This is a genomic window from Bradyrhizobium sp. AUGA SZCCT0283, assembly GCF_018130385.1.
GTDB lineage: Bacteria > Pseudomonadota > Alphaproteobacteria > Rhizobiales > Xanthobacteraceae > Bradyrhizobium.
On the sequence record NZ_JAFCLU010000019.1, the window covers coordinates 118,911 to 138,248 of the forward strand.

At 62.8% G+C, this 19,338-nt stretch carries 21 protein-coding genes and 1 tRNA gene; 19 read left to right on the forward strand and 3 right to left on the reverse strand.

The window, feature by feature from the left end:
- Positions 1-140 precede the first annotated feature (140 nt).
- From JQ624_RS24470 to JQ624_RS24480, 3 genes are read left to right on the forward strand one after another with little or no spacing between them, the layout of a single operon-like run.
- On the forward strand, positions 141-1,277 hold the full coding sequence (locus tag JQ624_RS24470; protein WP_212421475.1) for an MlaE family lipid ABC transporter permease subunit: 1,137 nt from the start codon (positions 141-143) through the stop codon (positions 1,275-1,277).
- A 2-nt stretch (positions 1,278-1,279) separates the two neighbouring features.
- Entirely contained in the window at positions 1,280-2,053 is a 774-nt protein-coding gene (locus JQ624_RS24475) for an ABC transporter ATP-binding protein (protein WP_212421476.1), read from the forward strand.
- A 3-nt stretch (positions 2,054-2,056) separates the two neighbouring features.
- Positions 2,057-3,160, forward strand: coding sequence for an ABC-type transport auxiliary lipoprotein family protein (locus JQ624_RS24480; protein WP_212421477.1), 1,104 nt, complete (start codon positions 2,057-2,059; stop codon positions 3,158-3,160).
- A 50-nt stretch (positions 3,161-3,210) separates the two neighbouring features.
- Here JQ624_RS24480 and JQ624_RS24485 read toward each other — a convergent pair whose 3' ends face one another.
- Positions 3,211-3,528 (reverse strand): cytochrome c, encoded by a 318-nt coding sequence (locus JQ624_RS24485; protein ID WP_212421478.1) that lies wholly within the window; start codon positions 3,526-3,528, stop codon positions 3,211-3,213.
- A 187-nt stretch (positions 3,529-3,715) separates the two neighbouring features.
- Here JQ624_RS24485 and JQ624_RS24490 point away from each other — a divergent pair, with 187 nt between their 5' ends.
- The 14 genes from JQ624_RS24490 (at position 3,716) to JQ624_RS38735 (ending at position 16,049) form a co-directional block, all read left to right on the forward strand.
- Positions 3,716-4,429, forward strand: coding sequence for a Crp/Fnr family transcriptional regulator (locus JQ624_RS24490; protein WP_212421479.1), 714 nt, complete (start codon positions 3,716-3,718; stop codon positions 4,427-4,429).
- A 92-nt stretch (positions 4,430-4,521) separates the two neighbouring features.
- Entirely contained in the window at positions 4,522-4,662 is a 141-nt protein-coding gene (locus tag JQ624_RS24495; protein WP_212421480.1) for a hypothetical protein, read from the forward strand.
- Positions 4,663-4,710: 48 nt separating this feature from the next.
- Positions 4,711-6,045 carry an oxygen-independent coproporphyrinogen III oxidase gene (hemN, locus tag JQ624_RS24500; protein WP_212421481.1) on the forward strand — a complete coding sequence of 445 codons (1,335 nt, stop codon included), beginning with the start codon at positions 4,711-4,713 and terminating at the stop codon, positions 6,043-6,045.
- Between the two features lie 83 nt (positions 6,046-6,128).
- On the forward strand, positions 6,129-6,461 hold the full coding sequence (locus JQ624_RS24505; protein ID WP_212421482.1) for a hypothetical protein: 333 nt from the start codon (positions 6,129-6,131) through the stop codon (positions 6,459-6,461).
- Positions 6,462-6,621: 160 nt separating this feature from the next.
- A complete protein-coding gene (gene ccoN, locus JQ624_RS24510; RefSeq protein ID WP_409334369.1) occupies positions 6,622-8,241 on the forward strand; it encodes a cytochrome-c oxidase, cbb3-type subunit I in 1,620 nt (539 codons plus the stop codon).
- Between the two features lie 11 nt (positions 8,242-8,252).
- Positions 8,253-8,987: a cytochrome-c oxidase, cbb3-type subunit II gene (ccoO, locus tag JQ624_RS24515; protein WP_212421484.1), complete on the forward strand. Its 735-nt coding sequence runs from the start codon at positions 8,253-8,255 to the stop codon at positions 8,985-8,987.
- Positions 8,988-8,999: 12 nt separating this feature from the next.
- The gene (locus JQ624_RS24520) at positions 9,000-9,164 is read left to right on the forward strand and encodes a cbb3-type cytochrome c oxidase subunit 3 (protein ID WP_212421485.1); all 165 of its coding nucleotides are present in this window, start codon (positions 9,000-9,002) and stop codon (positions 9,162-9,164) included.
- Between the two features lie 7 nt (positions 9,165-9,171).
- Positions 9,172-10,044: a cytochrome-c oxidase, cbb3-type subunit III gene (gene ccoP, locus JQ624_RS24525; RefSeq protein ID WP_212421486.1), complete on the forward strand. Its 873-nt coding sequence runs from the start codon at positions 9,172-9,174 to the stop codon at positions 10,042-10,044.
- 97 nt (positions 10,045-10,141) lie between these two features.
- On the forward strand, positions 10,142-11,605 hold the full coding sequence (gene ccoG / locus JQ624_RS24530) for a cytochrome c oxidase accessory protein CcoG (RefSeq protein WP_212421487.1): 1,464 nt from the start codon (positions 10,142-10,144) through the stop codon (positions 11,603-11,605).
- Between the two features lie 20 nt (positions 11,606-11,625).
- Positions 11,626-12,123 carry a FixH family protein gene (locus JQ624_RS24535; protein ID WP_212421488.1) on the forward strand — a complete coding sequence of 166 codons (498 nt, stop codon included), beginning with the start codon at positions 11,626-11,628 and terminating at the stop codon, positions 12,121-12,123.
- Positions 12,124-12,135: 12 nt separating this feature from the next.
- The gene (locus tag JQ624_RS24540) at positions 12,136-14,328 is read left to right on the forward strand and encodes a heavy metal translocating P-type ATPase (RefSeq protein WP_212421489.1); all 2,193 of its coding nucleotides are present in this window, start codon (positions 12,136-12,138) and stop codon (positions 14,326-14,328) included.
- The gene (gene ccoS / locus JQ624_RS24545; protein ID WP_212421490.1) at positions 14,328-14,519 is read left to right on the forward strand and encodes a cbb3-type cytochrome oxidase assembly protein CcoS; all 192 of its coding nucleotides are present in this window, start codon (positions 14,328-14,330) and stop codon (positions 14,517-14,519) included. The genes JQ624_RS24540 and ccoS overlap by 1 nt, the downstream gene beginning before the upstream one ends.
- A 319-nt stretch (positions 14,520-14,838) precedes the next feature.
- Positions 14,839-15,648, forward strand: coding sequence for an aminoacyl--tRNA ligase-related protein (locus JQ624_RS38730; RefSeq protein ID WP_283816959.1), 810 nt, complete (start codon positions 14,839-14,841; stop codon positions 15,646-15,648).
- Positions 15,543-16,049 (forward strand): His/Gly/Thr/Pro-type tRNA ligase C-terminal domain-containing protein, encoded by a 507-nt coding sequence (locus tag JQ624_RS38735; RefSeq protein WP_283816961.1) that lies wholly within the window; start codon positions 15,543-15,545, stop codon positions 16,047-16,049. The genes JQ624_RS38730 and JQ624_RS38735 overlap by 106 nt, the downstream gene beginning before the upstream one ends.
- 125 nt (positions 16,050-16,174) lie before the next feature.
- Here the strand turns inward: JQ624_RS38735 and JQ624_RS24555 are convergent.
- A tRNA-Ser gene (locus JQ624_RS24555) sits at positions 16,175-16,264 on the reverse strand.
- A gap of 84 nt (positions 16,265-16,348) precedes the next feature.
- Here JQ624_RS24555 and JQ624_RS24560 point away from each other — a divergent pair.
- Both JQ624_RS24560 and JQ624_RS24565 read left to right on the forward strand, forming a co-directional pair.
- Positions 16,349-16,714 carry a hypothetical protein gene (locus JQ624_RS24560; protein ID WP_212421491.1) on the forward strand — a complete coding sequence of 122 codons (366 nt, stop codon included), beginning with the start codon at positions 16,349-16,351 and terminating at the stop codon, positions 16,712-16,714.
- A 535-nt stretch (positions 16,715-17,249) separates the two neighbouring features.
- Positions 17,250-18,173: a septal ring lytic transglycosylase RlpA family protein gene (locus JQ624_RS24565; protein ID WP_212421492.1), complete on the forward strand. Its 924-nt coding sequence runs from the start codon at positions 17,250-17,252 to the stop codon at positions 18,171-18,173.
- An 81-nt stretch (positions 18,174-18,254) separates the two neighbouring features.
- On the opposite strand, the gene JQ624_RS24570 is transcribed toward JQ624_RS24565, so the two are convergent.
- Entirely contained in the window at positions 18,255-19,199 is a 945-nt protein-coding gene (locus JQ624_RS24570) for an alpha/beta fold hydrolase (protein WP_212421493.1), read from the reverse strand.
- Between the last annotated feature and the right edge of the window lie 139 nt (positions 19,200-19,338).

Below are 19,338 nucleotides of genomic sequence, written 5' to 3' on the forward strand. Positions count from 1 at the left end.
TAAACTCTAGGTGAGGCGGCCGCGGTACCGCTTGATTTGGGTCAACCTTGTTCGAGCCACAATGTCGCCTTGAGGCAGGTCAACATCGGTGCTGCGCACGCGGCCTAGAAAAAACGCTCTGCAATTGTGGGAATATCATCTTGGCGACTGCACCCCTGTTAACGGCGACCCCGTCGGGCGATACGCTTGAGTTGCGTCCAGGCGGCTCGTGGACAGCGGCGAACGCCGCTACGCTTGAACAGCTTTCCGACGAAGTTGCGCCGCAGCTCGATCGAGCCGGCCTGGTCAAGGTCGACATGGCCGAAGTGCGCGAACTCGATACGCTCGGGGCCTGGCTGCTCGAAAAGATGTCGCGGCGGGTCGCTTCCGCCGGCCATCGCGCCAATACCGTTGGCGTCGCCGACAATTACACCGGCCTGATCGACGAGGTTCGTCAGGTCAACCGGCGCACGCCGGCGCCGGCTCCGGCGCGCAATCCCGCCGTGGCAAAGCTTAGCGATATCGGCCGTGCGACCATCGGTGCAAGAGAAGACGTCGCCGCATTCCTGCAGATGCTGGGTGCACTATGCATAGCTATCCTGGGCGTCCTGCGCCGGCCGCGATCGTTGCGGCTGACGTCGCTGACCTACCAGCTCTATCGGGTCGGATGGCAGGCCATACCCATCATCGTGCTAATCACCTTCCTGATCGGCGCGATCATCGCGCAGCAGGGCATTTTCCATTTCCGAAAGTTCGGTGCGGATTCCTACGTTGTCGACATGGTCGGGATTCTCGTGCTGCGTGAGCTCGGCGTGTTGATCGTCGCCATCATGGTCGCCGGGCGCTCGGGCAGCGCCTATACCGCCGAACTCGGCTCGATGAAGATGCGCGAGGAGATCGACGCGCTTTCGACCATGGGACTGGACCCGATCGAAGTCCTGATGCTGCCGCGGATCCTGGCGCTGATCTGTGCGCTGCCGATTCTGAGCTTCATCGGCTCGATGGCGGCGCTCTACGGCGGATGCTTGGTTGCCTGGTTCTACGGCGGCATGGGGCCGGCGATCTTCCTTGCGCGGCTGCATGACGCCGTATCCGTCACTCATTTCGAGGTCGGCATCATCAAGGCGCCTTTCATGGCGCTGGTGATCGGCATCGTCGCCTGCAGCGAAGGCCTGCGCGTGAAGGGCAGCGCGGAGTCGCTCGGCAAGCAGACCACCACGTCGGTCGTCAAGTCGATCTTCCTGGTCATCGTGCTCGACGGGCTGTTTGCGGTGTTCTTTGCATCGATCGGAATGTAGCGATGCAGGAAGCCGCCGAACAATTTGCCATTCGTGTGCGCGATCTCGTGGTCGGCTTCCGCCGCCACGTCGTGATCGATCACCTCGGGCTGGACGTCCGCCGTGGTGAGATTCTCGGCCTGGTCGGCGCTTCCGGCGGCGGCAAATCGGTGCTGATGCGGACCATCATCGGCCTGATCCCGCGGCAGAGCGGAGAGATCGAGGTGATGGGCTCGCCGATCAATCACGACCGCACCACACGGAGCGCGGCCGGGCGATGGGGCATCCTGTTCCAGCAGGGCGCGCTGTTCTCATCGTTGACGGTGCGGCAGAACATCCAGTTTCCGTTGCGCGAGAATCTCGTGCTGTCGGACGCCCTGATGGACGAGATCGCGACCGCCAAGCTCGAAATGGTCGGGCTCAAGCCGGAGGACGGGGACAAGTTTCCTTCCGAACTATCCGGCGGCATGACCAAGCGCGTGGCGCTGGCGCGTGCGCTCGCGCTCGATCCGGCGATCGTGTTTCTCGACGAGCCGACCTCGGGGCTCGATCCGATCGCCGCCGGCGATTTCGACGCCTTGATCAAGACACTGCAGAAGACGCTGGGTTTGACCGTGTTCATGGTCACCCATGACCTCGCCAGCCTCAATACCGTCTGCGACCGCGTCGCGGCGCTGGCCGACGGCAAGATCGTCGCCATCGGACCGATGCGCGAATTGCTTCAATCCGAGCATCCCTGGGTGCGGGCCTATTTTCACGGCAAGCGCTCCCAGATGCTGCAACCCAAAGCGAGCTAAGAGATGGAAACCCGCGCTCCCTTCGTCATTGTCGGCGCTTTCGTGCTGGCGGCCATCGTCGCCGTGTTCGGCTTCGTCTACTGGCTGCAGAACACCGGCGGGCTCGGCCCGCGCTCCAGCTATCACGTGCAGTTCGAGGGCTCCGTGCCCGGACTCCTTGTCGGCGCGGCTGTGCTGTTCAATGGCATTCGGGTCGGCGAGGTGACTGAGCTCGGCCTTGCGCCCGGCAACCCGCGCGGCGTCAATGCGACGATTTCGGTCGCTTCGACGACGCCGGTCCGTGCCGACACCAAGGTCGGTCTGGAGTTTCAGGGTCTGACCGGCGTGCCCGTGATCGCACTCGAAGGCGGCACGCTGGTCGCCAAAAGCGGCGAGGTGCCGACGCTCGTCGCCGAACCAGGTGCGGGGCAGGGCATGACACAGGCCGCACGCGATGCGCTGCGTAAGGTCGATACGGTGCTGTCGGAGAATTCGGAAGCGTTGAAGGACACGATTACCAATTTCAAGGTGTTTTCGGAAGGCCTGGCGCGCAACACCGGCAAGCTCGACGGCATCGTCGCCGGCCTCGAACGCATGACCGGCGTCACCAGCCCGCCGCCAAAGATCACCTATGATCTGCGCGCGCTGCAAAATCCCGGGCCCGTGGGCAAGGTCATCAACGTGCAATGGGCGATCCCGGAGCCGACGGCGGTTGCGATGCTGGAGACGCAGCGCTTCCTGTTCTCGCCGGCGCAGGAATACCCGGGATTCGCGGAGGCGATGTGGGCCGATGCACTTCCGAAACTGATCCAGGCGCGGCTCATAGAGAGTTTTGAGAATTACGACATCGCGCATGCGCCGCTGCGCATGGCCGATGTCGGGCAGACCGAATTCCAGCTGCTGATCGATGTCAGGCGGTTCCGCATCGCCGTCGAGTCCGGGCCGGCAGCCGAGATCGGCTTGTCGGCCAGGATCGTCGACAAGAACGGCAAGGTCGTCGCCTCGCGGCTGTTCGAAGAACGCGAGAAATTTGCGAATGTCGCGCCGGCCGAAGCCGTCGCTGCATTCAGCGAAGCGTTCGGAAGGATTGCAAAGAACATGATCGCCTGGACGGTGCAAGCGTACTAGGCGAGGCAGGTGCCTGCCTCGGCGCTCGTTACCGGCTTGCTGAGGTCCGCCTATTCAAGCGTCTTCAGATACGCCAGCAGATCACCGATCTGGTCCGGCTCGAGCTGGAAGGCCGGCATCGTCGGATGCCCGGTGTAGATGCCTTCGGCCAGCGCCTCTCCGAGCGTCTCGATCGGGTAACGCGTGTGCAGTGTCCGGAACGGCGGCGCGATCTTGAGTGGGCTCGGCGAAACCTTGTCGATCGAATGGCACTTCGCACAGTTGTTGAGCGCGAAGGTCTTGCCGCGTTGCTCCTGAGGCGAAGCTGCTGCAGCCGGCGTCAGGGTAATGAGCGTAAACGCCAGCGGCACCAAAATTCGTCCAATCATTGCAGCTTCAACTCCGTGGAAAAGTGCGGTTTTCCAGCCCAGAATTATAATGTGAAGGTTTAATCGCCGGCCAGTTTGATCTGGATCAATCAGCGGACCATGGATTGGCTAGAATGAAATATATCTCCGACGGTCTGCCATGGCCGGGAGGCAGGGCGTCAATCCGGCGCTCGAACGGGCAGGGGCAATGATACGAACCATCTCTCCGAATCGGGCAAGCTTCGGCCGCTGTTCGGCCTGTACCGTCCGCTCGCTCAGCATCTGCGGCGTGCTGGACCAGGCCGACCTTGCCGAGTTCGAGCGGATCGCCCGCCACATTCATCTCGCGCCCAATGAGGCGCTGTTCACGGCGGGGCAGGTTGCGCAGTCGGTCCACAGTCTGACCGCGGGTATCGCGCGTCTGTACAAGCTGCTGCCGGATGGGCGGCGTCAGGTAATCGGTTTCGCACTGCCGGGCGACTTTCTCGGCACGGCGCCGTCCGATCGCTACAGCTTCTCGGCAGACGCCATCGACTCCGTGACGGTGTGCCGCCTCTCCAGAGAAGCGTTCACGCATTTCATTGAAGAGAGGCCGCACTTTCTGATTCGGATCAACGAATTTGCGGCGCGGGAACTGATGCTGGCGCAGGAGCAGATGCTGCTGCTGGGCCGACGCACCGCGGAGGAGAAGGTTGCGTCCTTCCTCATCGGATGGCGGGAGCGGCTGGCCCAGATCGGCGACGAGCGGCAAACCATTGCGCTGCCGATGAGCCGGCAGGACATCGCGGATTATCTGGGGCTGACGATCGAAACCGTGAGCCGGACGCTGACCCGGTTCGAGCGCGAAAAGATGCTCATCATCGTCGCGGGCGGTGTCCGTCTGCTGGACGCGAGCCGGGCTGCGGCCATGGCTGCGGCTTGAAAATTCCAGCGCTGCCACGATCAATTTGATTCAGGTCAAAGCCGGAATGAAGGTGCATGGGCATGTTTCCTCCGTCACAGGAGGTCAGCCCCATGCCCGTCGATTCGTTGATTGTTTCCGTCTGCGTCGTCGCGATGTTCGTGGTTTTTGCAGCGGTGCTGGCCTGGGGTGACATGCAGACCCGCCCGAAACAACTGACCGAGCAGTCCAGTTCGAAACGCCGGGCGTTCTGATATCAGGCGCTCCCCGGGCGGGATCGTCTACAGGAAGAGAGTGCTGCTGTGAGCGAAATCGTCCGCCGTTACGCCAGACTTCAGGTGCCGCGATATACGTCCTATCCGACGGCGGCAGAATTCACGACCGACGTTGCTGCCGCCGACCAGCGCCGGTGGCTTGTTGATATCGACACGACCGAGGCCGTTTCGGTCTATTTGCACGTACCGTATTGCCGCGAACTCTGTCTCTACTGCGGCTGCAACACCAAAAAGGCGCTGCGTGACGATGTCATCGCGGCCTACCGGGAGGCGCTCGAACGCGAGATCGCCCTCGTCAGCGACGTCGTTTCGGCGCCTCTGCGGATCGCCCGGCTGCACTGGGGCGGCGGAACGCCGAGCATCCTCGGCACGGACGGCATTGCCTCGGTCATGCAGGCTCTGCGTGACCGCTTCGTCTTCGAATCCGGTTACGAACATGCCATCGAGCTCGATCCGAGATATGTGACACAGGGCCTGGCGGAAGGCCTGAAGGCGCTCGGCGTCAACCGTGCCAGCCTTGGCGTGCAGGACGTCAATCCGTTGGTGCAGGCGGCGATCGGCCGGTGGCAGCCGATGCAGGACGTCGAGGCGGCCGTGACGCGCCTGCGTGGCGCCGGCATTCAGAATCTGAATTTCGACCTGATCTACGGCCTGCCGCTGCAGACCATCGCCTCGCTCCGAAAGACCTGCGAGATCGTGGCCGCTCTGTTACCGGACCGCATCGCCTGCTACGGCTACGCTCACATGCCGCGTCTGAAGGCCAACCAGCGGCGCATCGACCAGAGCACGCTTCCCGACATCGAGGAACGAATCGATCAGGCCGGGATCATCGCCGAGGAGTTCCTGCGCCATGGTTTTCTGAAGATCGGCATCGATCATTTTGCAAGGCCCGGCGACGCACTGGCCCACGCCGCGATTTCGGGACGGCTTCATCGCAATTTCCAGGGCTATACCGACGATGCAAGAGAGACCCTCATCGGTCTTGGTGCATCTTCGATTTCCAGATTCCGGGATGGATACGTCCAGAATATTTCCGATGTGCCGAGCTATGTTCGCGCGATCTCGGCCGGCCGCCTCGCGCCGTCACGCGGCTGCCGGCTGGATGCGGCCGAAAGGCAGCGCGCCCGCACCATTGAAAGCCTGATGTGCCAGTTTCAGGCCGATCTCGACGTGACTGCGCCGGATATGGCGTTCGTTGAAGAGTTCGCGTTACTGCAGCCGCTGGTCCGCGATGGTCTGGTCCGGATCGAGGACCGTGTCGTGACGGCCACCGAATCGGGCCGTTCGATCATTCGCGTCATTGCGGCCGTGTTCGATCCCCATACCCGCGCCGATACCGCGCGATTCAGCAAGGCTGTCTGACGAGCCCGATCTGGCTTGATTCACATCAAGGTGTCGGCCGTTGGGTTGCGCTTTGGTGGCCGCTGATCCTGTGAGGCCTCCTTGTGACGATCATATCCGCCAGTACGGGAAGATTAATTGGCATCAGCGCGATTGGTCGCTGGGCCCAGGCCATCGCCGCCAGATTCGGGCGATCGGCCCGATTGAAAAAAATGACGCGCGCGGAGTTCGAGCAGATGGCGCGGGATCTCGATCTCTCGCATCCGGAACTTTACGGGCTGCTGACCGGACGCAGGCCTTCCGCCGCGGTCGTCGAGGCGCACCTGACGAATCTTGAAGTTTCCCAACAGCGTATCAGCGCGCTGCGCACGCCCGAATCAGAAGACGCATCCGCAGGAATGCAGGCGTGCCTACCAATTGGGCCGTCCTGCTGCTGAAGCGATGGTTGAACTGGCGCGGTTCTAATCATTTTTTCCAGTACGCAAAACAACCGAAGTTTGACTTCGATCAAATCGCCGATCGCGAAGCTGTGATCATTGTGCAGCGCATTCGCAAAAGAGAAGCCCGCCCATGACCCAATCTCAAACCGCAAAATCGATGACACACGGCGAGGCCGGTCTCGTGCTGGTCTTTTCGATATCGGCGTTTCTGTGCCTGTTCGCTGCGGCCAATGCGCAGGATGCGCCGTTTGCCTTTCATGCCTTCCTGTCGAGCGCCGCCAGCCTGGCGGCCGTCATCGTAATCGGGAACCGGTACTTTGCGCGCACGTCGCTGCCGCCGCAGGAAATCAACGGCCGGCCCAACTACAATCTGGGCCCGATCAAGTTTTCGGCTGTGATGGCGGTGTTCTGGGGAATCGCCGGGTTTGCGGTTGGGCTGCTGATTGCTTCCCAGCTCGCATGGCCCGCGCTCAATCTCGACCTGCCGTGGACCAGCTTTGGCCGTCTGCGGCCGCTGCACACATCGGCGGTGATCTTCGCTTTCGGCGGCAACGTGCTGATCGCAACCTCGTTCTACGTCGTGCAAAAGACCTGCCGCGTGCGCCTGGCGGGCGATCTCGCACCTTGGTTCGTCGTCGTCGGCTATAATTTCTTCATCCTGGTCGCCGGCACCGGCTATCTGCTCGGCATCACCCAGTCCAAGGAATATGCCGAGCCGGAATGGTACGCCGATCTGTGGCTGACGATCGTCTGGGTGGTCTATCTGCTGGTCTTCCTGGTGACCATCATCAAGCGAAAAGAGCCGCATATCTTCGTCGCCAACTGGTTCTATCTCGCCTTCATCGTCACCATCGCCGTGCTTCATCTCGGCAACAATCCCGCGCTGCCGGTCTCGGTGTTCGGCTCGAAGTCCTATATCGCCTGGGGCGGGGTCCAGGACGCCATGTTCCAGTGGTGGTACGGACATAACGCAGTTGGCTTCTTCCTGACCGCCGGCTTCCTCGCCATCATGTATTACTTCATTCCGAAGCGCGCCGAGCGGCCGATCTATTCCTACCGGCTGTCGATCATCCACTTCTGGGCGCTGATCTTCCTCTACATCTGGGCCGGTCCGCACCATCTGCACTACACCGCGTTGCCGGACTGGGCGCAGACACTGGGCATGACCTTCTCGATCATGCTGTGGATGCCATCATGGGGCGGCATGATCAACGGCCTTATGACGCTGTCGGGCGCGTGGGACAAGCTTCGCACCGATCCCGTGCTGCGCATGCTGGTCGTGTCGGTCGCCTTCTACGGCATGTCGACCTTCGAAGGGCCGATGATGTCAATCAAGGTCGTGAACTCGCTCAGCCATTATACTGACTGGACCATCGGCCACGTGCATTCGGGTGCGCTGGGCTGGGTCGGCTTCGTTTCGTTCGGCGCGCTGTACTGCCTGGTTCCATGGTTGTGGGATCGCAAGGGGCTCTACAGCCTGAAACTGGTCAACTGGCACTTCTGGACCGCCACCATCGGCATCGTGCTCTACATCTCGGCGATGTGGGTGTCGGGAATCCTGCAAGGCCTGATGTGGCGCGCCTACACCTCGCTCGGCTTCCTCGAATATTCCTTCATCGAAACCGTGGAAGCGATGCATCCCTTCTACATCATCCGCGCCGCAGGCGGAGCGCTGTTCCTGATCGGGTCGTTGATCATGGCCTACAATCTCTGGATGACGGTGCACGCAGGCGAAGCGGAAGTGCAATCGCCCGTCGCTCTTCAGCCGGCGGAATGAGGAGCGCTCAAATGTCTTTCTGGACACGGCATCAAATCTTCGAAAAGAACTCGATCGTCCTGGTCGCGGGAATCCTCGTGGTGATTGCGATCGGCGGTCTCGTCGAAATCACTCCGCTGTTCTATCTCAAGAGCACGATCGAGAAGGTCGACGGCGTCAGGCCGTACACGCCGCTCGAGCTTGCCGGACGCAACGTCTATGTCCGTGAGGGCTGCTATCTCTGCCACTCGCAGATGGTTCGTCCGCTACGCGATGAGGTCGAGCGCTACGGCCATTACTCGCTCGCGGCGGAGAGCATGTACGACCATCCGTTCCAGTGGGGTTCCAAGCGTACCGGTCCCGATCTGGCGCGCGTCGGCGGCAAGTATTCCGACGAATGGCACGTCACGCATCTGAACAATCCGCGCGCGATCGTGCCGCAATCGGTGATGCCGGGTTACGCCTTCCTGTCGCAGACGGAAATCGACGAGGCTGGTGTCGCCGCCCATCTGCGCACCAACCGCACCGTTGGCGTGCCCTATACGGACGATCAGGTTGCCAACGCCGTCGCCGATCTCAAGGCGCAGGCCGACCCTGATAATGCCGGCGTGGATGCGTTCACCAAGCGTTACCCGAAGGCGGTTGCCCGCAATTTCGACGGAAAGAGCGGCGCTCCGACCGAAATGGATGCGCTGGTCGCGTACCTGCAGATGCTCGGCACGCTGGTCGACTTCAAGCTTTACAACGAAAAAGCAAATCTTCGCTGAGAAGGCAGAACGATGAAAGCAATTCTCACTGTCCATAACATTGCGTCGGACCTCGTCACGACGTTCTGGACGCCGATCTTCGTCGGAATCTTTATCGCCATCGTAAGCTATGCCCTTTGGCCGCGCAACAAAGCCGTCTTCGACGAAGCCGCGAAAATGCCTTTGCGCGAGGAGTGAGCCGATCATGACCGAACACAGCGATATCGATCACGTTTCCGGAAGGTCGACCACAGGTCACGAGTGGGACGGCATCAAGGAGCTCAACACACCGCTGCCGCGCTGGTGGGTGATCACATTCTACGCGACCATTCTCTGGGCGATCGGCTACTGGATCGTGTATCCGGCGTGGCCGCTGCTCTGGAGCCATACGACCGGCATCTGGAACTACTCCACGCGCGCCGAGGTCGCCACCGAGCTCGCCAATCTGGAAAAGATCCGCGGCGACAAGATGGTTGCGCTCGGCGCCGCCCCGCTGGAGGAGATCGAGAAGAATCCCGCCTTGCTGGCGCTGGCCCGGGCGCGCGGCAAGACAGTGTTCGGCGACAATTGCGCGCCTTGCCACGGTAGCGGCGGCGCCGGAGCCAAGGGCTATCCCAACCTGAACGACGACGAATGGCTGTGGGGCGGGAGCCTCGACCAGATCATGCAGACGATCCAGTTCGGAGCGCGTTCCGGGCATCCGAAGACCCACGAGAGCGCCATGCTGGCGTTCGGCAAGGAGGGGGTGCTCAAGAAGGACGAGATCGTTACCGTCGCCAATTACGTCCGGTCGCTGTCGGGACTGCCGACGGCCGCGGGCTACAACGCAACTGTCGGCGCGAAGATTTTCGCCGACAATTGCGTCTCCTGCCATGGCGACAACGGCAAGGGGAACCAGGAACTCGGTGCGCCCGACCTCACGGACAAGATCTGGCTCTACGGTTCGGACGAGGCGACGCTGGTCGAGACCATCACCAACGGCCGTACCGGGGTGATGCCGGCCTGGGTTAGCCGACTCGACCCGTCCACGATCAAGGCGCTGACGGTCTACGTCCACTCGCTCGGCGGAGGAAAATAGCCGGTAAGTACGGCAGTTTCCATCCTGTTTGAGATGGATCAAGCGGGGGCACGGCGCCGGGTCTAGGGTGAATTCCAGACGCGAGCTCAATCCAGCGATGAACAAGACCGTGAACCCGACCGACCTGCAACTTGAAGACGATGGGCCGCTGTATGCGGCCCAGAAGAAGGTCTACCCGCAGAGCGTTTCCGGGACCTTCCGCCGAACCAAATGGGGGCTGATGGCGTTCTGCCTCGGCGTCTATTACCTGTTGCCGTTCGTGCGATGGAATCGCGGCCTGGGTGCGCCGGACCAGGCGGTGCTGGTCGATCTGCCGAACAGCCGCTTCTATTTCTTCTTCATCGAGCTCTGGCCGCAGGAAGTCTACTACTTCACCGGGCTGTTGATCGTCGCCGCGCTGACGCTGTTCTTGATGAACGCGGTCGGCGGCCGCATCTGGTGCGGCTATCTCTGCCCGCAGACGGTCTGGACCGATCTGTTTTATGCCGTCGAGCGCATGATCGAGGGCGACCGCCGCGAGCGGATGCGGAAAGACGCCGCCAAGGGCACGATGAAGCTCGAGCGCTTTGCCGAAATCCTGCTGAAGCATTCGATCTGGCTGATGATCGCCTGGTGGACCGGCGGCGCCTGGGTGCTCTATTTCAACGACGCGCCGACGCTGGTCAAACAGCTCGTCATCTTCCAGGCGCCGATGATCGCCTATGTCTGGATCGCCATACTGACGGCGACGACCTATATCTTCGCCGGCTGGATGCGCGAGCAGGTCTGCGTCTACATGTGCCCGTGGCCGCGCATTCAGGCAGCCCTCACCGACGAGTGGGCGCTCAACGTCACCTACAAATACGATCGCGGCGAGGCGCGCACGTCGCTGAAGAAGGCGAACGAATTGCGCGCGCTCGGCCAGCCGGTCGGCGATTGCATCGATTGCTATCAGTGCGTCGCGGTGTGCCCGACCGGAATCGATATCCGCAACGGGCCGCAGCTTGACTGCATCCAGTGCGGCCTGTGCATCGATGCCTGCGACACCGTGATGACCAAGATCGGTCGGGAAACCCGCCTGATCGGCTACGATAACGACATCAACATTCACCGCCGGCAGGAAGGCAAGCCGCCGATCTACCGCATCGTGCGGCCGCGCACCATCATTTATACCGCGATGATCGCCGCCGTCGGCGCGATCATGCTCTATGCGATGCTGACGCGCTCGCTGCTCGACATCAACGTGCTTCATGACCGCAATCCGGTCGCGGTGAAGCTCTCCGACGGATCGATCCGCAATGCCTATACCGTCCGCCTCCTGAACAAGCGCGGCTTCGACCGCGTCATCGCGATCGACGTGGATGGCCCGGTCAACGCCACGCTCCACGTCGTCGGCGCCGATTCCGTGACCCAGGACCGGCCCATGATCATCCTGGCGCGTGATACGACCACCGAACTGCGGCTGCTGGTAACGGCGCCCGCGGAGAACAATCCCGAGAAATCCGTCCCCGTGCATTTCCGCGTTACCGATATCGGGCTCGGCGAGGTTGCCTCCGCCACCGATCATTTCGTGGCGCCATGATACCCTTGAGGAGCAATCATATGAGCCAGGAGCGGCCGTCAAGACCCATCACCGGACGCATGGTGTTCTTCATGATGGTCGCCTTCTTCGGCGTCGTGATCGGGGTCAACCTCGTCATGATGCGGCTTGCGATCCAGACCTTGCCCGGCACGGAGGTCGATAGCGCCTACAGCGCCAGCCTCGCCTACGAGAAGGAGATCGCCACCGCCCGCGCCCAGAGCGCGCGCAACTGGAAGGTCGATGCCCATGTCGAGCGCAGCGGGCAGGGCGGGGCCACGCTGCGGGTCGAAGCGCGCGACAATTCTGGCCGGCCGATGTCTGGCCTGACCTTTCAGGGCCGGTTCGAGCGGCCGACTGACCGGCGCGCCGATCTGCCGGTAGCGCTCGCCGAAGTCGGGATTGGCATCTATCGGGGAAGCGCTGAAGCCATCGCGCCGGGTCAGTGGGATCTGGTGCTCGAAGGCGTCTCGGCGGGACAGCGGCTGTTTCTGTCCAAGAACCGCGTGTTGTTGAACTAGGAAGGCCGGATCATGCAGGCGACGCGAGATTTTTCACATTATGTCCGGCATCTCGAATCGGGGCTGTCGCATATCGATCTGGCGGTCGAGGGCGTCAATTGCGCCGGCTGCATGTCGAAGATCGAGCGCGGGCTTTCCGCGCTTCCGGACGTGACGCTGGCGCGTGTCAATCTGACCGACCGCCGCGTGGCGCTGGAATGGAAGGAGGGCACGCTCGACCCGGCCCGTTTCATCGACCGGCTGGCAGAGCTTGGCTACAAGGCCTATCCGTTCGAGCCGGTCCGCGCCGAAGCGGTGGAGACCGAGCAGGCGAGCTTCCTGCTCCGCTGTCTCGGCGTCGCCGCCTTTGCCGCGATGAACATCATGATGCTGTCGATCCCCGTATGGTCCGGCAATGTCAGCGACATGATCCCGGAGCAGCGCGATTTCTTCCACTGGCTGTCGGCGCTGATTGCTTTGCCTGCGGCGGCCTATTCGGGACAGCCGTTCTTCAGGTCCGCACTGCGCGCCTTGCGGGCGCGCCGCACCAACATGGATGTGCCGATCTCGATCGGCATTGTGCTGGCGCTTGCGATGTCGGTGGCTGAGACGATTCACCACGCCGAACATGCCTATTTCGACGCCGCGCTGATGCTGCTCGCCTTCCTGCTGGCCGGCCGCTATCTCGATCAAAGCATGCGTCGCAAGACTCGCGCGGTGGCCGGAAACCTTGCCGCGCTCAAGGGAGAGACCGCGACGAAATTCGTCGGCACCGACGAAATCAGCGTCGTGCCGATTGCCGCCGTGCAGGCCGGCGACATCGTCCTCTTGCGTCCGGGCGAGCGCTCCGCCGTCGACGGCTCCGTGATCGAGGGCCAGTCCAAGATCGACCAGAGCCTGATCACCGGTGAGACCTTGCCCGTAAAGGCGGGGCCGGGCACTGCCGTCTATGCGGGCACGCTCAATCTGTCGGGCGCCTTGCGGGTGAGGGTGTCGGCGGCGTCCGAAGGCACGTTGCTGGCGGAGATCAGCCGGCTGCTCGACAACGCCGTACAATCGCGCTCCCGCTACGTGCAACTCGCCGACCGCGCATCACGGCTCTATGCCCCCGTCGTGCATGCGGCGGCGCTTCTGACCATGCTGGGCTGGGCGGCCTACGGCGCTACCTGGCACGACGCCATTGTCACCGCAATCTCGGTTCTCATCATTACCTGTCCCTGTGCGCTCGGACTGGCGATCCCGGCGGTGCAGACCGTCGTCTCGGGCGCCATGTTCCGGACCGGCGTGCTGCTCAATTCCGGCGATGCCATCGAGCGGATGGCCGAAGTCGATCGCGTCGTGTTCGACAAGACGGGAACGCTCACCTTGCCGGAGCTCGACGTCACGAATGCCGCCGATGTTCCGAACGACGTGTTCGAACTCGCCGGGCGTCTTGCACTTGCCAGCCATCATCCCGTCGCCGCCGCGGTGGCACGGGCCTCCGGAGCAAAGGCGCCGCTAGCCGGGGTCGAGGAGATAGCAGGCCAGGGCGTGCGTGGCTCCGTCAACGGGCTCGAAGTCCGGCTGGGCAGGCCGTCGTTTTGCGGCGCGGACCTGATCGCCAACGAAATCCTGTGCCGGGATCCCGAGGCTTCTGTCGTCGCCTTCCGTCACGGCGAAACGCGGCATGTCTTTGCGGTGCGGCAGCGCCTGCGCGCCGATGCGGCCGGCGCCATATCCACGCTCCTGAAGGCCGGGATTGAAGTCGAAATTCTGTCCGGCGATCGCGAGCCTGCCGTACGCCATGCGGCTGAGACGCTCGGGATTCATGAATGGCGCGCGGGCGTCACGCCGGCGGACAAGATTGTCCGTATCGAGGAATTGAAGCGGCGGGGCGTCAAGGTCCTGATGGTCGGCGACGGCATGAACGATGCGCCGGCGCTTGCCGCCGCGCACGTCTCGATGTCACCGGTCAGTGCCACCCATTTGAGCCAAGCGACCGCCGATCTGGTGTTCCTCGGCGATCGCCTCGCGCCCGTCGTCACGGCAATAGGCTTCTCGCGAAAGGCACTGCGGCTGATGCGGCAGAACCTGTGGCTGGCTGCGGGCTACAACCTGCTTGCGGTGCCGCTCGCAATTGCGGGCCTCGCAACGCCGCTGGTCGCCGCAGCTGCGATGTCGGGTTCGTCGTTGCTGGTCATCTTAAACGCGTTGCGCGCGCATCGCGGTGTGAGGGAGTTTTCCTGATGGAAGTTCTGGTGTTTCTGGTGCCGCTGGCATTGACGCTCGGCGCCATCGGCCTGATGGGTTTTCTCTGGTCGCTCAAGAACGGCCAATACGACGACCTCGAAGGGGCGGGCTGGCGCGCGATCGCCGATGACGAGCCGGCTTCAGAAGAACCAGTACCGGTACCATCGACCGGGACCGGACGTCGCTAGGGCAGACCGGCATTCTGACCAAGGAGACGGATCATCCGCCACAGGAGTCTTGATGTCCCCGCGCATCATCCATATTCCGCGACGCCAAGCGGCTGGCGTTGACGCCTCAGCGCTTTACCGCCATATACCGAACATGAATAAGCTTCTATCAGCCGCATTGACCACCACGGCGACCGCTTACGGCGGATCGCCTGCTGGTTGCGCGCGCTAGAGACAAGCGTACTTCACCCAGAAAAGGCCCCGCCGGCGACGGACGGGGCCTTTTCTGGTTTTTGATGGTCCCCGTCCGCGCTTTTTTTCCATCACAAGGAACACAGCCATGGACGATCTCGACCACAGAAATCTCGGCGTGAAGCTCAAACTCTGGCACCTTCAGGAAGATGCGCCGGGCATGGTGTTCTGGCATCCGCGCGGCTACGCGGTCTACCGGGTGCTGGAGGACTATGTCCGGCGCAAGATGCGCCGAGCCGGCTATGCCGAGGTCCGGACGCCACAGCTGCTGCCAAAGGAGCTCTGGGGCCGCAGCGGCCACTGGGACAAGTTCGGCGAGCACATGTTCCGGGTCGACGACGGCGAGCCGGCGATGGCGCTGAAACCGATGTCGTGCCCGTGCCACGTGCAGATCTTCAACAGGGGGCTGCGCTCGTGGCGGCAGCTTCCGATCCGCTATGCCGAGTTCGGCGCTTGCCACCGCAATGAGCCTTCCGGTTCGCTCCACGGCATCATGCGCACGCGCGCCTTCGAGCAAGACGACGCGCATGTGTTCTGCCGCGAGCAGGACCTGGAGGGCGAAGTCGCGTGCTTCATCGCCCTGCTGGGCGAGGCCTACCGCGACCTCGGTTTTCCCGACTACGAGGTGGCGCTGGCGACGCGGCCGGCGGTGCGCGCCGGCGACGACGCGACCTGGGACTGGTCGGAGGCGAAGCTCGCGATGCCGCGCGGCGTTGCGGCCTCGCGCCTCAAATCAACCCCGGCGAAGGTGCGTTCTACGGACCGAAGCTGGAATTCGCGCTGCGCGACCGGCTGGGACGATCCTGGCAGTGCGGCACAGTGCAGCTCGACGGCGTGCTGCCGCAGCGGCTCGAGGCGTCCTACGTCGCCCCCGACGGCAGCCGCGCGAGGCCCCTGATGATCCACCACGCCATCTTCGGATCGCTCGGCCGCATGATCGCGATCCTGCTCGAGCACCATGGCGGCGTGCTTCCGTTCTGGCTGTCACCGGACCAGGTCGCGGTCGCGCCGATCTCGAAAGACCAGGCCGGATACGGCGCGGACGTCCTGGCGGCGTTCGAGGATGCCGGGATCCGGGCCGTTGCCTATGACGGCGCCGATACCCTCTCGCGGCGCATCGTGGCGGCGCATGAAATGGCGGTGCCGGTGATGGCTGTCGTCGGCGGGCGCGAGATGAGGGACGGCCGGGTGAGCCTGCGCGAACGCGACGGCTCTCAGGCCGACGTTCCGCTGGCCGAGGCGGTGTCCCGGCTGCAGGCGAGGGCCCGGCCGGGCGCCCTTGTGGCCGAAGCCTTGTAGCCCGCGGACGCAGGTCCGCATCATGCGATCGAAGAGCGATTTACTCAGAACGCTCGCCGCCATTTCGGGCGTAAGATCGGCTACTGGCGGCGTTCGCAATTCCGGGGCTGGACAAAGGACTGGACTGGCGGAAGGGGTGGGATTCGAACCCACGGTACCCTTGCAGGCACGCCGGTTTTCAAGACCGGTGCCTTAAACCACTCGGCCACCCTTCCGGACTAGGAATCTCAGTCGCTTAGCGTAGGGCTGGCTCGAACGCAATGCGAACGTGGCTCCGATGCGCACCCCGTGGCGTCATTTTGGAAGAAACCAGCGACGAGAGCGCCACCGGTGATGCAGAGGTAATTCAAAGGGGCCGCCGCTACGATCTGGCAGGCGTTTTGTATGGAGCCCTTTACACGCGCCACGAAATTTTGGAGGCGGCATCAGCCGCGATACGCTCGCCGGCGGTTCGTCAGGCCGATGCCAATTCTGACCGGGATCGCATCGTCCCGGCACCCGTTGCCGCAATTGGTTCGGACGCTTGTTTAGCCGAACGCAACAGCCAGCAAGCTAGAGCACAGGAGCACGAAGCTGGCCGTGGTCAGGGCAAGAAATCCGTTGGAGACAATGTCGTGGTTGCGCATGATACACCTACCACTCAGATGCTCGCTCGAATTTATTAAAGCTTTCCGAATCCCTGGCCGGAACTACCAGGCTATTTCTCTGTCTGAAGCCGGCGGTCCCCCCGAACCGCCAAGCGTTCAAACCTCAAGCTCTGGAACGATAGCCTTCAAACGCATGGGCAAGGAAAATGCCTGCGCTCACCAGGCCCATCACCGCTGTAACCGTCTCGATCATCGCACAAATCCTTTGCGCCCCTGCGATCCACAGAACGACTCCACCGTTGCACAGTCAAAAAGATTCACAGGCTAAAATCGCAGATCGGTCGTGAGTGATGATTTAGTGCAACAGATTGTCTGAATGCGGCACAAGAGGTGGTGCGGGCGAGGCGTCTTTTGCCAATTATCGATAGTGAAATCCCGTAAATCGACGGATACGCAAAGCAACCATTCATTCACCACGCAGGCGCAGACCCCATTTCCGCCGTGTTCCGGTTGCGATATCTTCACGACGTGATGCGGAGGTGGGCCGCATCGTGAGGCAAGGCCGCAACGCTTCAACGTAGGCGGTCGGCCGCTGAAAATGGTAATTGGGGCGATGGGGATTCGACGGCCAAAAACGATCGTCCTGGCGGCGCGTGGTACGGTTGCCGTGGCAACGTGCCTTCTCCTTGCCAACTGCGCCTCGTCCAGCAAATTCGCCAGTCGCGTCGATCCCAAATATGGCGTCTCCTCGAGCCCTCGCGTGGTGGCGCTTGGGGAAGCCGTGCCGAAGGGCGGGGGAACCTACCGCGTCGGCAAGCCCTACACCGTCGCAGGCCGGGTCTACGTGCCGGAAGAGGATCCGAACTATCGCGCCGAGGGGATGGCTTCCTGGTATGGCGACGACTTCCACGGCCGGCTGACCGCCAATGGCGAAGTCTTCGACATGGCCTCGCTGACCGCTGCCCACCCGACGCTCCCGATCCCAAGCTACGCCCGCGTCACCAACGTCCGGAACGGCAAATCGCTGATCGTGCGGGTCAACGACCGCGGCCCTTACCATGGCAACCGCCTCATCGACGTCTCGAACAAGGCCGCGGAACTCCTTGAATTCAAAGCAAATGGCGTCGCTAAGGTCCGCGTTGAATATGTCGGCCGGGCGCCGCTGGAGGGTTCCGACGACCGCCAGTTGCTGGCAACGCTCCGGACCGGCGAACCGGCGCCGTCGCCGTCCACGGTTCGGGTCGCTTCGGCCCGTCCGTTTGTGCCCGAAATGCCGTCGTCTGCGAGCCGAATCCGGGGCGAAGTTCCGATGCCCGAAGGGCGGCCCTACAGCCTCGGTAATACCTCGGCCGACTACGCCTCGACTAATGCGACTTCGGAAATGTCGGCCTCCAGCCGCTCGCGCGGGCGCGCCGCGGAAAACCCCCGCGCCGTGTCCTACGAGAATGATGCCAGCTATGCGGCTCCGAGCCAGGCCTACCTGCCGGTCGATCCACGGGGTCCAAGCGAAGTCCTGAGCGGGCGCGGGCTGTATTAGATAGCGTTTTCGAGCGAAAGCCTGCCCCGGACTTGATCCGAGGTGGCTCCGGTTCGCGTCAAGAAAACGCGTCAAACAAAATCACCCCCTCAGGAAGTCGATCAGCGCCGTGTTGACCTCGTCGGGCCGCTCCTGCTGAATCCAGTGGCCGGCCCCGTCGAGAATAAGTTTCTGCCGCAAGTTCGGCAGCACGCGCTCCATCTCCTTGACCAGTTTGGCGCCGATCAGCCCGGTGATGACGCCATCCTTCGATCCCGCGATGAACAGGGACGGCTGGTGGATTTGCGCGCCCTGCCACGGCGCAGTCAGTTCCCAATTGCGGTCGATGTTGCGATACCAGTTGAGCCCGCCGCGAAAGCCGGAGTCCCGGTAGACGGCTGCGAAATAGGCGAGGTCAGCCTCGGTCAGCCAGTTCGGCAACGGCCGGTTCGGATCGGCGCCGGCGAGGAATCCCTTGCCCTCCTGAACATATTGATGGGCCGCCGGATCGGAGAACCCGCGTCCGGCCAGCACGATTCGCATTGTCGCGGCGACATCGCGCTCGAACTCGGCCTCGGCTACGCCCGGCGCCTGAAAATACTGCCAGTAGAAATTGGTGATGCCGTTGTTCCGCAGGGTTTCGAGCGGCAGGCCGCGTCCGCGGGAGGGTGGCGGAACGCTGAGGCCCGCGACCTTGGTGAAGACATCAGGCCGGAACATCGCCGCGTGCCAGGCAACCGGCGCACCCCAGTCATGGCCGACAATGACAGCCTGTTGTTCGCCAAGCGCCGCCACCAGCGCAACCATGTCGCCGACATTGTGGAAGATGGTGTAGGCGCCGACGTCCTCTGGTGCGCTGGTCCGGCCGAACCCGCGCATATCGGGGGCGACGACGCGGAAACCGGCTGCCGCAATGGCAGGGATCTGGTGCCGCCAGGAATAGGATAGTTCGGGCCAGCCATGGCAGAGCAGCACCAGCGGACCCTGTCCCTGCTCGACAACGAAGAAGTCCAGCCCGTTGGCGGAAATGGTGCGTGAGGATGGCATCGCGTTTCCGCCCTGTTTTTCGTATCTTGTCGGGAAATTGCAGCCTCGCCACGCTACGTTCCTTCGTCCGGTGCCGCAATCCGATCGACACGGCGGCAAGTCCAAAAGGCAAGTCAAAAACCTGTGTTGTTTGCGATAC

Excerpts from the sequence above, each read along its gene's own strand:
- JQ624_RS24475 (WP_212421476.1), top strand. The coding sequence starts at position 1,280 with ATGCAGGAAGCCGCCGAACAATTTGCCATTCGTGTGCGCGATCTCGTG.
- JQ624_RS24480 (WP_212421477.1), top strand. The coding sequence starts at position 2,057 with ATGGAAACCCGCGCTCCCTTCGTCATTGTCGGCGCTTTCGTGCTGGCG.
- JQ624_RS24485 (WP_212421478.1), bottom strand. The coding sequence starts at position 3,528 with ATGATTGGACGAATTTTGGTGCCGCTGGCGTTTACGCTCATTACCCTG.
- JQ624_RS24490 (WP_212421479.1), top strand. The coding sequence starts at position 3,716 with ATGATACGAACCATCTCTCCGAATCGGGCAAGCTTCGGCCGCTGTTCG.
- JQ624_RS24495 (WP_212421480.1), top strand. The coding sequence starts at position 4,522 with ATGCCCGTCGATTCGTTGATTGTTTCCGTCTGCGTCGTCGCGATGTTC.
- ccoN (WP_409334369.1), top strand. The coding sequence starts at position 6,622 with ATGACACACGGCGAGGCCGGTCTCGTGCTGGTCTTTTCGATATCGGCG.
- ccoO (WP_212421484.1), top strand. The coding sequence starts at position 8,253 with ATGTCTTTCTGGACACGGCATCAAATCTTCGAAAAGAACTCGATCGTC.
- JQ624_RS24520 (WP_212421485.1), top strand. The coding sequence starts at position 9,000 with ATGAAAGCAATTCTCACTGTCCATAACATTGCGTCGGACCTCGTCACG.
- ccoP (WP_212421486.1), top strand. The coding sequence starts at position 9,172 with ATGACCGAACACAGCGATATCGATCACGTTTCCGGAAGGTCGACCACA.
- ccoG (WP_212421487.1), top strand. The coding sequence starts at position 10,142 with ATGAACAAGACCGTGAACCCGACCGACCTGCAACTTGAAGACGATGGG.
- JQ624_RS24535 (WP_212421488.1), top strand. The coding sequence starts at position 11,626 with ATGAGCCAGGAGCGGCCGTCAAGACCCATCACCGGACGCATGGTGTTC.
- JQ624_RS24540 (WP_212421489.1), top strand. The coding sequence starts at position 12,136 with ATGCAGGCGACGCGAGATTTTTCACATTATGTCCGGCATCTCGAATCG.
- ccoS (WP_212421490.1), top strand. The coding sequence starts at position 14,328 with ATGGAAGTTCTGGTGTTTCTGGTGCCGCTGGCATTGACGCTCGGCGCC.
- JQ624_RS38730 (WP_283816959.1), top strand. The coding sequence starts at position 14,839 with ATGGACGATCTCGACCACAGAAATCTCGGCGTGAAGCTCAAACTCTGG.
- JQ624_RS24565 (WP_212421492.1), top strand. The coding sequence starts at position 17,250 with ATGGGGATTCGACGGCCAAAAACGATCGTCCTGGCGGCGCGTGGTACG.
- JQ624_RS24570 (WP_212421493.1), bottom strand. The coding sequence starts at position 19,199 with ATGCCATCCTCACGCACCATTTCCGCCAACGGGCTGGACTTCTTCGTT.